This window comes from Luteibacter sp. 3190, from assembly GCF_031456385.1.
Taxonomy (GTDB): domain Bacteria; phylum Pseudomonadota; class Gammaproteobacteria; order Xanthomonadales; family Rhodanobacteraceae; genus Luteibacter.
The window spans coordinates 172,263-186,006 of the sequence record NZ_JAVDUO010000005.1 but is presented as its reverse complement, the minus strand read 5'-3'; the positions used below and the strand labels follow the sequence as shown (position 1 = coordinate 186,006).

At 67.3% G+C, this 13,744-nt stretch carries 10 protein-coding genes; 1 reads left to right on the top strand and 9 read right to left on the bottom strand.

Annotated elements, in window-relative coordinates:
• Positions 1 to 858 precede the first annotated feature (858 nt).
• The 8 genes from J2X58_RS18070 to J2X58_RS18035 form a co-directional block, all read right to left on the bottom strand.
• A complete protein-coding gene (locus J2X58_RS18070; protein WP_310050103.1) occupies positions 859 to 2,760 on the bottom strand; it encodes a potassium transporter Kup in 1,902 nt (633 codons plus the stop codon).
• 3 nt (positions 2,761 to 2,763) lie between these two features.
• Complete coding sequence (gene ruvA, locus J2X58_RS18065) at positions 2,764 to 3,360, bottom strand: Holliday junction branch migration protein RuvA (RefSeq protein WP_090055927.1); 597 nt, start codon at positions 3,358 to 3,360, stop codon at positions 2,764 to 2,766.
• A complete protein-coding gene (gene ruvC, locus J2X58_RS18060) occupies positions 3,357 to 3,878 on the bottom strand; it encodes a crossover junction endodeoxyribonuclease RuvC (RefSeq protein ID WP_090055196.1) in 522 nt (173 codons plus the stop codon). The genes ruvA and ruvC overlap by 4 nt, the downstream gene beginning before the upstream one ends.
• A 45-nt stretch (positions 3,879 to 3,923) precedes the next feature.
• Positions 3,924 to 4,670 carry a YebC/PmpR family DNA-binding transcriptional regulator gene (locus J2X58_RS18055; protein ID WP_310050098.1) on the bottom strand — a complete coding sequence of 249 codons (747 nt, stop codon included), beginning with the start codon at positions 4,668 to 4,670 and terminating at the stop codon, positions 3,924 to 3,926.
• 72 nt (positions 4,671 to 4,742) lie between these two features.
• Complete coding sequence (locus J2X58_RS18050) at positions 4,743 to 5,384, bottom strand: alpha/beta hydrolase (RefSeq protein WP_255364602.1); 642 nt, start codon at positions 5,382 to 5,384, stop codon at positions 4,743 to 4,745.
• A 5-nt stretch (positions 5,385 to 5,389) separates the two neighbouring features.
• Positions 5,390 to 7,159 (bottom strand): aspartate--tRNA ligase, encoded by a 1,770-nt coding sequence (gene aspS, locus J2X58_RS18045; protein WP_090180742.1) that lies wholly within the window; start codon positions 7,157 to 7,159, stop codon positions 5,390 to 5,392.
• A 98-nt stretch (positions 7,160 to 7,257) separates the two neighbouring features.
• Positions 7,258 to 7,806 carry a DUF3011 domain-containing protein gene (locus J2X58_RS18040; protein ID WP_310050095.1) on the bottom strand — a complete coding sequence of 183 codons (549 nt, stop codon included), beginning with the start codon at positions 7,804 to 7,806 and terminating at the stop codon, positions 7,258 to 7,260.
• Positions 7,807 to 7,935: 129 nt separating this feature from the next.
• Positions 7,936 to 8,241 (bottom strand): zinc ribbon domain-containing protein, encoded by a 306-nt coding sequence (locus J2X58_RS18035; protein ID WP_310050093.1) that lies wholly within the window; start codon positions 8,239 to 8,241, stop codon positions 7,936 to 7,938.
• Between the two features lie 392 nt (positions 8,242 to 8,633).
• On the opposite strand from J2X58_RS18035, the gene J2X58_RS18030 reads away from it, so the two are divergent.
• Positions 8,634 to 11,060 (top strand): TonB-dependent receptor, encoded by a 2,427-nt coding sequence (locus J2X58_RS18030; protein WP_310050120.1) that lies wholly within the window; start codon positions 8,634 to 8,636, stop codon positions 11,058 to 11,060.
• Between the two features lie 51 nt (positions 11,061 to 11,111).
• On the opposite strand, the gene clpB is transcribed toward J2X58_RS18030, so the two are convergent.
• A complete protein-coding gene (gene clpB / locus J2X58_RS18025) occupies positions 11,112 to 13,694 on the bottom strand; it encodes an ATP-dependent chaperone ClpB (protein ID WP_310050091.1) in 2,583 nt (860 codons plus the stop codon).
• Positions 13,695 to 13,744 lie beyond the last annotated feature (50 nt).

The following is a 13,744-nucleotide window of genomic DNA, read 5'->3' as shown; positions in this document are numbered from 1 at the left end:
GTCCACCCGCGATATCAACTCGTCGCCAAACGCAATGGCCGTACCGCCTCCGTAGGAGCGCGCCCTGCGCGCGACATCCTTTCGCGAGGAGCTCAGGCCCTGAAGCTCACGGCCAAAACATGTCGCGCGCAGGGCGCGCTCCTACGCCGCCCACCGACGCTGCTCAAGAACTGATCAGCACAACGCAAGCCGTTGACGCCCAAGCGCGAAGCGGACTTGTCCACACGCTTATGCAAGGCGTATCCACACCGCATGTGGATAACACCGCTGTAGGAGCGCGCCCTGCGCGCGACATCCCTTCGCGAGGAGCTCAGGCCCTGAAGCCCACGGCCTCAAAACATGTCGCGCGCAGGGCGCGCTCCTACACGGCCCACCGACGGTGCTCAAGAACTGACCAGCACAACGCAACCCGTTGACGCCCAAGCGCGAAGCGGACTTGTCCACACGGTTATGCAAGGCGTATCCACACGACATGTGGATAACGCGGCTGTAGGAGCGCGCCCTGCGCGCGACATCCTTTCGCGAGGAGCTCAGGCCCTGAAGCTCACGGCCAAAACATGTCGCGCGCAGGGCGCGCTCCTACACTGCCCACCGACGGTGCTCAAGAACTGATCAGCACAACGCAAGCCGTTGACGCCCAAGCGCGAAGCGGACTTGTCCACACGGTTATGCAGGGCGTATCCACACCGCGTGTGGATAACAGCTCGCGACATCCTTTCCGCCCGGCGCCACAGGCCCAGGCCCGCCTTCTGGAAATCGCCCGGACGCTGGTGGATTCCTGATCCCGTAAGCGGTTCGCCGCGAAGGGTGCTCTTTGCGAGCACCCTTCGCGCGCCGCCGGCCGCACTCACGCCAGCGCTAGATTTCCACCTGCGCGCCCAGCTCGATCAGCCGGTTGCCCGGGATCTGGAAGAACGCGGTCGCGGGTAGCGCGTTGCGGGCGAGGAAGGCGAAGAGCTTGTCGCGCCACATCGCCATGCCGGGGCGGCGGACGTCCGCGACGATGGTTTCGCGCGACAGGAAGAACGTGGTGTCCATCATGTCGAAGTCGAGGCCCTTCGCGCTGGCGCGCGACAACGACAGCGGGATGTTCGGGTCTTCCGCGAAACCGTAGCGCAGCTGCAGGCCGTAGAAGCCGCTGCCGTACTCGATGACTTCCATGCGCTCGTCGTAATCGGCGACGGGCGTTTCCAGCATCTCCACCGTCAGCAGCACGTTGCGTTCGTGCAGCACCTTGTTGTGCTTGAGGTTGTGCAGCATCGCGTGGGGCACGGCGTTCTGGTTCGCGGTGAGGAACACGGCCGTGCCGGGGACGATCACCGGCGGATGGTCGGCGATGTTCGCCACGAACGGTTCCAGCGCGAGGCCCGACTGCTTGATCTCGCGCACGACGAGGTCCCTGCCCCGCCGCCACGTCGTCATCACCGTGAAGATCACCACGCCCAGCACCAGCGGGAACCAGCCGCCGTGCGCGATCTTCAGCGCGTTGGCGCCGAAGAAGGCCAGGTCCGCGATGAGGAAGATGACGCCCACGGTGATGACCGCGGACCAGTGCCAGTGCCAGCGGCGGCGTGCGACGACCAGCGCCAGCAGCGTGGTCATCGTCATCGTGCCGGTCACCGCGATGCCGTACGCCGCGCCGAGGTTGTTCGACGAGCGGAAGCCGATGACGGCGAGGAACACCAGCACGAGCAGGAGGCGGTTCACCCAAGGCACGAAGATCTGGCCCGACATCTCATGCGACGTATGCACGACGGCCATGCGCGGCGAATAGCCGAGCGACATGGCTTCGCGGGTCATCGAGAACGCGCCGGAGATGACCGCCTGGGAGGCGATCACCGCCGAGGCCGTCGCCAGGGCGATCATCGGGTAGAGCAGGTCCTCGGGAACCATCTTGTAGAACGGGTTCTCGATGGCGTCCGGATGGTGCAGCAGCAGCGCGCCCTGACCGAAGTAATTGATGAGCAGCGCCGGCAGCACGAAGAAGAACCAGGCCATCCGGATGGGCTTCTTGCCGAAGTGGCCCATGTCGGCGTAGAGGGCCTCGCCACCGGTCAGCGCCAGCACCACGCCGCCCAGCGCGATGAACGCCTGGCGCCCGTGCTCCATGAAGAAGTGCACCGCGTACTTCGGATTCAGCGCCCAGAGCACCTCGGGGTGCGCGATCAGCTGGCGCAGGCCGAGCCAGGCGAGCACGAGGAACCAGGTCGTCATCACCGGCGCGAACGCCTTGCCGACGATCTCCGTGCCGTGGCGCTGGATGGCGAACAGCACCAGCAGGATCACGAGGCAGATCGGCAGGATGTACGTGTCGAGCGATGGTGCCGCCACTTCCAGGCCTTCGACGGCGGAGAGCACCGACATCGCCGGCGTGATGACGCCATCGCCGTAGAACAGCGACGCGCCGAAGATGCCGATGGCGGCCAGCACCCAGCGCGCGCGCGGCGATCCGCTCATGCTTCGCTGGGCCAGGGCCATCAGGGCCATGATGCCGCCCTCACCCTTGTTGTCCGCCCGCATCACGAACGTGACGTACTTCAGCGAGATCACCATCAGCAGCGACCAGAAGATCAGCGAGAGCACGCCGAGCACGGCCATGGGCTCGGGCGTCATACCGTGCGTGCCGAGCGTTTCCTTCATGGTGTACAGCGGGCTGGTGCCGATGTCACCGAACACGATGCCGATGGCACCGAGCGCGAGCGCGGCGAGTTTCTTGCCGTGCGCGTTCTGCAGCTCTTCGGCGTGGTTGTGCTGGCCCATGGATCAGGTCCCCAACGCGGCGCGCAGCGCCTTGCGGATGATGGCTTCGGCGGTGTCACCGTCTGCGGCGGCCTTCTGGACCAGTCGCGAGGCTTCCACCGGCTTGTAACCGAGTTGCTGCAGGGCCACGGTCGCCTCGCCCACCGGATCGACCGGTGCCGCGTCGCCCACGGCGCTCACCGGCAGCCGCACGCCCACGGCGTCGACGCGGTCGCGCAGTTCGACCACCATGCGCTCGGCGGTCTTCTTGCCGATACCCGGGATCTTCGTCAGCGCCACGACGTCGCCGGCATGCACCAGGCGCGAGAGTTCGTCCGTCGCCACGCCCGAAAGCACGGCCAGCGCGATCTTCGCGCCGATGCCGCTGACCTTGAGCAGGTGGCGGAACATGGCCCGCTCGGCTTCGCGCAGGAAGCCGTAGAGCGCCACGCCGTCTTCCTTCACCGCGTAATGCGTGAGGAGGGTCACTTCCTTGCCCGTGGCCGGGAGGTCGTAGATCGTCGACATCGGGGCGTCGACTTCGTAACCGACGCCGCCCACCTCGATGAGGAGCGACGGCGGCTGCTTGGTGATGAGAGTGCCACGCAGGCGGCCGATCATCGGCGACGTCTCCATGCCGTGCGCGGGATACCCACGCGTTCGATACTGGACCGGGTATGCGCGTGGGCGATCGCGATCGCCAGCGCGTCGGCGGCGTCCGCCTGCAGCGGACCCTTGATGCCGAGGATCATCCCGATCATGTGCTGGACCTGGGTCTTGTCGGCGCGGCCGGTACCGACCACCGCCTGCTTGACCTCGGTCGCTGCATATTCGTGCACGACGATTCCCTGGCTGACCACGGCACAGACGGCCGCGCCGCGCGCCTGGCCCAGCTTGAGGGCCGAATCCGCGTTGCGCGCCATGAAGACACGCTCGATCGCGGCTTCCGCCGGACCGTGCGTGCCGATGATGCCGCACAACCCGTCAAAGATGCGTTTCAGGCGGAGGGGAAAGGTTTCCTCCCCGACCACCACGAGGGCGCCATGCCAGACATGGCTGATGGCGCCACCGGGCGCGACGTCGATGACGCCGACGCCCGTGCGCTGGCTACCCGGGTCGATGCCGAGAATGCGGGTCATGACGGAAGGCAGCTTGCGCGCGTGGCGAAGGAGACCGCAAGGGCCTCACTCGTCGTCCGCTTCCTGCGGCAGGACGGCGTTGTGGTAGACCTCGTCCACGTCGTCGAGCCCGTTGAGGCGTTCGAGCAGCTTCTGGAACTGCTCCAGGGCTTCGCCGGTCGGGGTGACCAGCGGGCCGTTCGGACGCATGACGACGTCGGAGCCGTCGATGTCGAAACCGGCCGTCGACAGCGCCTTGCGCATGGCCTCCACCGCGATCGGATCGGCGGAGAGCAGCACCGTGCCGACACCGTTCTCGATGACGATGTCCTCGGCGTTGTTCTCGATGGCGGCTTCCTCGAGCTTCGCCTCGACATCGGCGTCGCCGCCGGTGTGGACCACGACCTGGCCCACGCGGGTGAACTGGAACGCCACCGAATTGGTGGTGCCCATGTTGCCGCCGAGCTTGTTCAGCGCCGCGCGCACGTCGGCGACGGTGCGGGTCTGGTTGTCGGTGACGCAGTCGATGATCAGCGCGGTGCCCGCCGGGCCGTAGCCCTCGTAGCGGATCTCGTGCATGTCCGCGCCGCCGTCGGCACCGGAGCCGCGCTTGATGGCGCGCTCGATGGTGTCCTTGGTCATGTTCGCGGCCAGCGCCTTGTCGACGGCCGCGCGCAGGCGCGGATTGCCGTTCGGGTCGGGCACGCCGCCGCGGGTAGCGATGGTGATTTCGCGGATCAGCTTGGTGAACACCTTGGCGCGCTTGGCGTCTTCGGCGTTCTTGCGACCTTCGATGGAAGGGCCTCTACCCATGTTCGATTCCTGGTGATACCGGAAGGACAGGGGCGGGATTCTAGCGTAGGAGCGCGCCTTGCGCGCGGCCGGTCACGCCTCGGTGTCGAACCGCCCTTCCCTGAGGAACACCGCCGCCTGGCGTGCCACGTCCGCCGATACCAGCATGCCGGTATGGCTGGTCTCGAGGATGCAATGGGCGGTCAGGCCGGGCAGGCGCGTCTCTTCCACGCCGACCGAACCGTCGTGCTCGGAGCCGACGTCGCCGACGAGCGAGCCGAGGCCCACCGGCTGGCGGCCGGCGATCACGCCGACCTCGCGATGACCATCCCAGCGGTCGAGGCCGTGCTCGAGCAGTTCCTTCGAGCGCCCGAGCAGCATGTCGCCACCCCAACGGTGCGTGAGCCCCCGCGCGGCGCCGCTGCCATTGAGCGGCGAGCCCAGACAGACGATGCGGCCGTCCGGCAGGTCGTCGTCGCGGCAGGCCAGCAGCGCGAGGATGCCGCCGAGGCTGTGCCCCACCACGTGCACCGGCCCGGGCTCCAGGCTGCGGATACGCTTGCGCAGCCGCGCGATCGCCTGTTCCGGCGGCGCGGCGACGCTCATGTATTCGAACTGGTGGACCCGGAAACCCTCCTCGCGCAGGCGACGGTGCAGCATCGCCATGGCGAAGCCGCGCATCCACAACCCGTGCAACAACAGGACATCGGGCTGCGGGGCGCTGACGTCTTCCACGAGGATCAGGCCTTCGCCGGCTCCGCGGCGACGCGGACGTGGAGTTCCTTCAGCTGCGGCTCGGAGACGGGCGACGGCGCGTCGGTCATCAGGTCCTGGGCGCTGGTGGTCTTCGGGAAGGCGATGACGTCGCGGATCGATTCCGTGCCGGCCATCAGGGCGGCGATGCGGTCGATGCCGAAGGCCAGGCCGCCATGGGGCGGCGCGCCCATGCGCAGGGCGTCGAGCAGGAAGCCGAACTTGCCCTGCGCCTCTTCCGCACCGATGCCGAGCAGGTCGAACACCGCGCTCTGCATCTCGGGGCGATGGATACGGATCGAACCGCCGCCGATCTCGTTACCGTTGAGCACCATGTCGTAACCACGGCTCACCGCGACGGCCGCGTTGGCGCGCAGATCGGCGATGTCGTCGACCTTCGGCGCGGTGAACGGGTGGTGGAGCGCGACGAAGCGCTTCTCTTCCTCGTCGTATTCGAACATCGGGAAGTCGGTGACCCACAGCGGCTTCCAGGCGTTCTCCACCAGGCCGCGATCGCGACCCACCTTCAGGCGCACGGCGCCCATGAAGTCGGTGACCGTCTTCCAGCGACCCGCGCCGAAGAACACGATGTCGCCGTTGGCGGCGCCCGTGAGCGCGAGCACCTGGGCGAGCGCGGCGTCGTCGAGGAACTTCGCGACCGGCGAGTTGATGCCCTCGCGGCCCTTGGCCAGGTCGTCGACCTTCAGCCAGGCGAGACCCTTCGCGCCGTACTTTCCGGCGTACTCGGCGAGGCCGTCGATGTCCTTGCGCGAAAGCTCGGCGCCACCGGGCACGCGCAGCGCGGCCACGCGTCCGGCCGGATCGTTCGCCGGCTCGGCGAACACCTTGAACTCGATGTGCTTCACGGCGTCGGCGACGTCGACGAGTTCGAGCGGGTTGCGCAGGTCGGGCTTGTCGGAGCCGAAGCGGCGCATCGCCTCCTCGTACGTCATGCGCGGGAAGCTGGCGTCGAGTTCGACGCCGCGCACCTCACGGAACACGTGGCGGATGAGGTTTTCGACGAAGTCCTGCACGTCGTGCTCCTGGACGAACGCGAACTCGAGGTCGAGCTGCGTGAATTCCGGCTGGCGATCGGCGCGCAGGTCCTCGTCGCGGAAGCAGCGGGCGATCTGGTAGTAGCGATCGAAGCCCGCCATCATCAGGATCTGCTTGAACAGCTGCGGCGACTGCGGCAGCGCGTAGAACTGGCCCGGATGCACGCGGCTCGGCACCAGGTAATCGCGGGCGCCTTCCGGCGTGGCCTTCGTGAGGATCGGCGTCTCGATGTCCTGGAAGCCCGCGGCATCGAGGTAGCGACGCAGCTCGCGCACCAGCGCGGTGCGCGTGCGCATCATCTTCTGCATCTCCGGACGGCGCAGGTCGAGGTAGCGGTAGGTCATCCGCATGTCCTCGTTCGGATTCTCGTGCAGCGCGAACGGCAGGTCGCGCGCGGCGTTGAGGATCTCGACCTTGTCGGCGATCAGTTCGACGGTGCCGGTCTTCAGCTTGTCGTTCGCCGACAGACGCTTGCGGATCTGCCCGGTGACCCTGACCACGTATTCGTAACCCAGTTCGCCCGCGACGGCGAAGGCGTCGGCGTTCTCGCGTTCGATCACGACCTGGGCGACGCCCTCATGGTCGCGGAGGTCGACGAAGGCCACGTGGCTCTGCAGCCGGAGGGTGTTGACCCACCCGCAAAGGGTGACGTCCTGGCCGATCAGCGACTCGTCGATGAGGCCGCAAAAATGGGTGCGCATGCGCTTGGAGCTCCGGCTGCCGCGTGGGCGATCAAAGGCGGGGGAAAAGACCCCGGATCGTATCACGAGCCGGGGTCACCCACCTGCCGGAAACGGCCTCAGCGGCCGATGTCGAACTGACCCCGGCAGCCGTGATCCGCCCAGATGCCGTCCCGGGTGAAGCCGTAGCTGTAGCCCTCGCGACACTGGTTCTTCGAGGTCTGCTGGACGAGGCGGGCACCGCGGCCGACGGGCCAGCGGCAGAACACGCGCTTGTTGTCGTTGCTGTCGCAGCTGACGATCTGTCCGCCGCCACCACCGGGACGCCCGCCGCCCCAGCCCGGGCGATCGTCGTCATCGTGGCCCCAGCCACCGCCCGGACGTCCGCCGCCCCAGCCACGGGCCTCCTGGAAGATGCCGCGACAGCCGTCGTCGACCCAGAGGCCGCCGCGGTCGATGTCCCAGGTGCGGCCACGGATGCAGGCCGTCTTCGAATCCTGACGAACCAGCCGGGCGTCGCGCCACGGCACCCGGCAGTAGGACCGACGCCCGTTGTCGCTGTAGCAGTTGACGGTGTCGCCACCCCGCTGCGCGTGCGCCGCGGGCGCGGCCGTGAACGCGGCGGCGCCGAGCGCGACGGTGGCGGCCAGTCCCAGAATGCGTTTCATGTCCCTACCTCCGATGTGTGTGGCGCCAAGCTATCGGAGGAATACGAAACGATGTTTGAACGGATCGTAGGAATCTGCCGAGCACATGTGTAGGCCGCCGCTCCGGTTATCCGGCGTTGGCCTCGACGCTCAGTCGGACGAGGGCTTGCTACCGGTCGCGGGCGCCGGCGAGGGCGCCGGAGCGGGCGCGGCCGCGGGGCTCGCCGCGGGCGCGCCGGTCGACCCTTCGACGAGATTGCGCTTGCGATCGCCGTCCTTCTTGAAATCGGTTTCGTACCAGCCACCGCCTGCGAGCCGGAATTGCGGCGCGCTCAGCATCCGGCCGACGCGCGGCTCGCCACAGTTCGGGCACACGGTGGGGTCGGCGTCGGAGATCTTCTGCAACCGTTCGAAGCGGTGGCCGCAGGCCTGGCACTGGAATTCGTAGATGGGCATGGGAAGACGTCCTCGGATGTACCAGCCGGCCATTATCGGGCGGCATCGCCCCTTTTCAATGCGGAGACCGCTGCGCGAGGCATCGCGACGAGCTCCGGCGCGGTCACGATTCCGCCTTGCACCAAAATGGAGAGACAAGCCAATTTCGTACCAACCCTATAATTCAGGAGACATTCTCTGCGTTTTTCCCCTTATTGGCGCAAAGTGAAACCGTCTTATTGACGCGCCGCAGCAGCCCTGCCTAGCTTGGATTCCAGCACGGCCGCCGGCCGTGTCGCGGGGTGTGCCGCGCCCCGCGTGACGACGAGCTCGCCCTGGGGAACCCACCGATGACGAAAGGCAAGATCCTCCGACGCAAACCCGCCACCCGCTGGCTGCCGACCCTGGGACTCATGATCGTGACACCGGGTTACGCGCAAGATGCCAGCACCCCGCCGCCGGCGAGCGAGGCACGCCAGCTCGACCAGGTCGTCGTGACCGGTACCCGATCGACGACGCGCACCGAAGCCAGTTCGCTCTCCCCGATCGACGTGCTCACGCCACGCGACCTCACCTCCACCGGCAGCACCGAACTGGCCACCGCGCTGGCCCGCCTGCTTCCGTCGCTCGACTTCCCGCGCCCGGCCATCAACGACGGCAACGACGCGATCCGCCCGGCGAGCCTGCGCGGCCTGTCGCCCGACGCGACCCTCGTCCTCGTCGACGGCAAGCGCTATCACACCTCGGCGCTGGTCAATTACAACCCCTCCGTCGGCCGCGGTTCGGCACCGGCCGACCTGAACTCCATTCCCATCTCGGCCATCGACCACATCGAGGTCCTGCGCGACGGCGCCGCGGCGCAGTACGGCTCCGACGCCATCGCGGGCGTGATCAACATCGTGCTCAAGCACGGCGCCGCCGCGGGATCGAACGTGATCACCGCCAACGGCGGCATCATGGACAAGGGCGACGGTGCCACGAACGGCATCGACGGCTCGGTGGGCATCGACCTCGGCGGCAAGGGCGCCGATGCGAAGGGCTGGCTCCGCGTCGCGTGGAACTACCAGAACTCGATGAACACCAACCGCGCCGCGTCCGTCGGGCTGTTCACGCCGGAGGAAGCGGCCGACGGGAACATCGCGCACCAGCGTTATGGCGACCCCGCGATCAAGACGTACCAGGCGCTCACCAATTTCCAGTACGCCGTGGCGCACAACGTCGACGTGTACGGCGTGCTCAGCCTGAGCCGCCGCGACGTGACCTCGAACGGCTACTACCGCGGCGCCACGAACGCGCGCAACGTGCCCGAGGTGTACCCGGACGGCTTCCTTCCGCAGATCGTGAACCACACGAACGACAGCACGGCCATCCTCGGCGTGAAAGGCACGACCGATGGCGGCTGGCGCTGGGACGCGTCGGGCAACTACGGCATCAATTCGCTCGTCTTCGACGTCGCCAACAGCATCAACACCAACCTCTTCTATTCCACCGGCAATTCGCCGACGTATTTCAACGCGGGCACCTTCAAGAACTCGCAGGCGCTCGCCAACGTCGACATCGGCAAGGATTTCAGCGTGGGCTGGTTGCCCAACCCGCTCACCCTCGCGTTCGGCGCCGAGTACCGCAGGGAGAAGTACCAGATCGACGCGGGCGATCCGGATTCGTACTACTTCAACCCGGCGACGCTGATCCCGGGCACCGACGCGCCGTACGCGGGCGGTGCGCAGGTCTTCCCAGGCCTTCCGCCCTCCGCCGCCGGCAGCTTCACCCGCCACAGCGAGGCCGCCTACGTCGATCTCGAAACCGATGTCACCGACCGCTTCTCCGCCGGCGTCGCCGGGCGCTACGAGCATTACAGCGACGCCGGGTCGACGCGTTCGGGCAAGGTCTCCATGCGCTACCAGTTCACGCCCACGTTCGCGCTGCGCGGCACGATCTCCAACGGCTTCCGCGCACCGTCGCTCGCGCAGCAGAACTACCAGTCGGTGGTGACCATCATCGACCCGAGCACGGGACAGCTCGCGCAAACCGGCACCTACCGCACCTCCGACCCCGCGGCGATCGCCCTGGGCGCGAAGGCGCTGAAGCCCGAGAAATCCGCCAACTACGGCATCGGCGCGGTGTGGGAGCCGATCGCTAACCTGAGCGCCACGCTGGACGTGTACCAGATACGCATCTGGAACCAGATCCTCTACTCCGACACGATCAGCCTCACCGACCCCGTGCTCGCCGCGTACTTCAACAGCGTCGTGCCCGGCCAGCAGGTCACCGCCGTCCAGTACTTCGCCAACGCGGCGACCACGCGCACGCGCGGCGCGGACCTCGTGATCAACTACCGCATCCCGACGACGACCGCCGGCGAGTTCAACCTGATGGCCAGCGGCAACTACAACAAGGTGAAGGTGCTCGACGTGGCCGCCACCCCGGCCATCCTGCAGGCGAACGCGTCGGAAGGCATCGAGCTGTTCGGCCGTGCGAGCCAGGGCCTGCTGACCCGCGCCACGCCGCGCACCAAGTTCGTCCTCGGTGGCGACTGGTCGCTCGCCGGCTTCCGTGCGCACGCGGACCTCACGCGGTACGGCACCGTCACGCGCGTGACGACGGACGCGTCGACCGACCAGACGTTCGCCGCGCGGTGGCTGCTCAACACCTCCGTGGGTTACACGCTCGACGCGTGGAGCTTCACGCTCGGCGTCGACAACGCGACCAACCAGTACCCGACGCGCGTGAGCCCCACGAACACCGGCGAGGACTATTTCAGCGGCCTGCAATACTCGTCGCTGTCGCCGTTCGGCTTCAACGGGCGGTACTACTACGCTAAGGTCGGCTTCCGCTTCTGAGCCGACGGCGGCGGGAGAGCCATCGTGCAGGGATGCACGATGGCCCTTCGGTCACACCGCGACGAAGCTCAGGTGGTTGCCATCGGAGTCCACCTTCACCGTCTGCCCCGGGGAGAACGCACCCTGCAGGATGCGCTGCGCCAGCGGGTTCTCCAGCTGCTGCTGGATCGCGCGCTTGAGCGGACGCGCGCCGTACACCGGATCGAAGCCCGCGCTGCCGAGCAGGTCGAGCGCCGCGTCGGTGATCTCCAGGCCCAGCTGGCGTTCGGCCAGACGCTTGGCCAGGTAATCGAGCTGGATACGCGCGATCGAACGGATCTGCTTCTTGTCGAGCGGACGGAACACCACGAGATCGTCGAGTCGGTTGATGAACTCGGGGCGGAAGTGCGCCTGCACCACGCCGAGCACGGAGGCCTTCATCTGCAGGTAGTCGGCTTCGCTGTCGCCGGCCTGCTCCTGGATCAGGTTCGATCCGAGGTTCGAGGTCATGACGATGACCGTGTTGCGGAAGTCGACGGTGCGGCCCTGACCGTCGGTGAGGCGGCCATCGTCCAGCACCTGGAGCAGGATGTTGAAGACGTCCGGATGCGCCTTCTCGACCTCGTCGAGCAGGATCACGCTGTACGGGCGGCGGCGCACCGCTTCGGTGAGGTAGCCACCTTCTTCGTAACCGACATAACCCGGAGGCGCGCCGACCAGACGGCTCACGGAATGCTTCTCCATGAACTCGCTCATGTCGATGCGGACCATCGCGTCCTGCGTGTCGAAGAGGAAATCGGCCAGCGCCTTGCACAGTTCGGTCTTGCCCACGCCGGTGGGGCCGAGGAACAGGAACGAGCCGTACGGGCGGTTCGGATCCGACAGGCCGGCACGCGCGCGACGGATCGCGTCGGACACCGCGCGCACCGCCTCGTCCTGACCGACGACGCGCCCGTGCAACGCCTCTTCCATGTGCAACAGCTTCTCGCGCTCGCCTTCGAGCATCTTCGACACGGGAATGCCGGTCCAGCGCGCGACCACCTCGGCGATCTCTTCCGCCGTGACGCGGTCCTGCAGCAGCGTGAAGTCCTGCTTCTCGGCCTGCTGCGCGGCGGCGAGCTGCGCTTCCAGCGCCGGCAGGCGGCCGTACTGGATCTCGCTCATCGCACCGTAGTCCTGGCGACGCTGCGCGGCTTCGAGTTCGAGACGCGCCTGCTCGATCTGTTCCTTGATCTTCGTCGCACCCTGCAGCGTGGCCTTCTCGGATTTCCACACCTCGTTGAGGTCGGAGAATTCGCGGTCGAGCTTTTCGATGTCGGCCTCGAGGGTGGCAAGGCGCTGCTTCGACTCGTCGTCCTGCTCCTTCTTCAGCATCTCGCGCTGGATCTTCAGCTGGATCAGGCGGCGCTCGAGGCGATCGAGCTCTTCCGGCTTGGAATCGATCTCCATGCGGATGCGCGACGCCGCCTCGTCCATCAGGTCGATGGCCTTGTCGGGAAGCTGGCGATCGGGGATGTAGCGCGCCGACAGCGTGGCCGCCGCGACGATCGCGGGATCGGTGATCTCCACGCCGTGGTGCACGGCGTAGCGCTCCTTCAGGCCACGCAGGATCGCGATCGTGTCCTCCACGCTCGGCTCACCCACATAGACCTTCTGAAAACGGCGCTCGAGCGCGGCATCCTTCTCGACGTACTTGCGGTATTCGTCGAGCGTCGTGGCGCCGATGCAATGCAGCTCGCCACGCGCGAGCGCGGGCTTGAGCATGTTGCCGGCGTCCATCGCGCCATCGGCCTTGCCGGCACCGACCATCGTGTGCAACTCGTCGATGAAGAGGATCACGCGACCTTCCTGCTTCGAAAGATCGTTGAGCACGCCCTTCAGCCGTTCCTCGAACTCGCCGCGGAACTTCGCGCCCGCGACCAGCGCGCCCATGTCGAGCGAAAGCACGCGCTTGTCGCGCAGGCCCTCGGGCACCTCGCCATTGACGATGCGCTGCGCGAGACCTTCGACGATCGCCGTCTTGCCGACGCCCGGCTCGCCGATCAGCACCGGGTTGTTCTTCGTCCGGCGCTGCAGCACCTGGATCGTGCGACGGATCTCCTCGTCGCGGCCGATCACGGGATCGAGCTTGCCGCTCTCGGCGCGCTCGGTGAGGTCGATGGTGTACTTCTCCAGCGCCTGGCGCTGCTCTTCGGCGTTCTCGGACTGCACCTTCTCGCCGCCGCGGAGTTTTTCGATCGCGGCCTCGATACGCTCTTTCGTCGCGCCGGCGGCTTTCAGCGCGCCGCCGACCTCGCCACGGTCGTCCAGGGCGGCCAGCAGGAACAACTCGCTGGCGACGAACTGATCGCCACGCTGCTGCGCGAGCTTGTCGGTGAGATTGAGCAGGCGGTTGAGGTCGTTGCCGAGGCTGATGTTGCCTTCCTGGCCGCTGACCTTCGGCAGCCGGTCAAGAATCTCGCTCACGCGCTGGCGCAGCGCGGGCACGTTGACCTGCGCCTGGGTCAGCAACGGACCCGTCGAGCCGCCCTGCTGGTCGAGCAGCGCGGCGAGCAGGTGCGCCGGTTCGAGTATGTTGTTGTCGCGGCCGACGGCCAGCGACTGCGCGTCAGCCAGCGCCTGCTGGAAGCGCGACGTCAGTTTGTCCATTCGCATGGTTGGTGTCTCCCGAAGATGTTGGCGCGCCCCGGGCCCTCCCCGCGACC

Coding starts and splice junctions, on each gene's coding strand:
- ruvA (WP_090055927.1), bottom strand. CDS start 3,360: ATGATCGGCCGCCTGCGTGGCACTCTCATCACCAAGCAGCCGCCGTCG.
- J2X58_RS18035 (WP_310050093.1), bottom strand. CDS start 8,241: ATGCCCATCTACGAATTCCAGTGCCAGGCCTGCGGCCACCGCTTCGAA.
- J2X58_RS18030 (WP_310050120.1), top strand. CDS start 8,634: ATGATCGTGACACCGGGTTACGCGCAAGATGCCAGCACCCCGCCGCCG.
- clpB (WP_310050091.1), bottom strand. CDS start 13,694: ATGCGAATGGACAAACTGACGTCGCGCTTCCAGCAGGCGCTGGCTGAC.
- ruvC (WP_090055196.1), bottom strand. CDS start 3,878: ATGACCCGCATTCTCGGCATCGACCCGGGTAGCCAGCGCACGGGCGTC.
- J2X58_RS18070 (WP_310050103.1), bottom strand. CDS start 2,760: ATGGGCCAGCACAACCACGCCGAAGAGCTGCAGAACGCGCACGGCAAG.
- aspS (WP_090180742.1), bottom strand. CDS start 7,159: ATGCGCACCCATTTTTGCGGCCTCATCGACGAGTCGCTGATCGGCCAG.
- J2X58_RS18055 (WP_310050098.1), bottom strand. CDS start 4,670: ATGGGTAGAGGCCCTTCCATCGAAGGTCGCAAGAACGCCGAAGACGCC.
- J2X58_RS18040 (WP_310050095.1), bottom strand. CDS start 7,806: ATGAAACGCATTCTGGGACTGGCCGCCACCGTCGCGCTCGGCGCCGCC.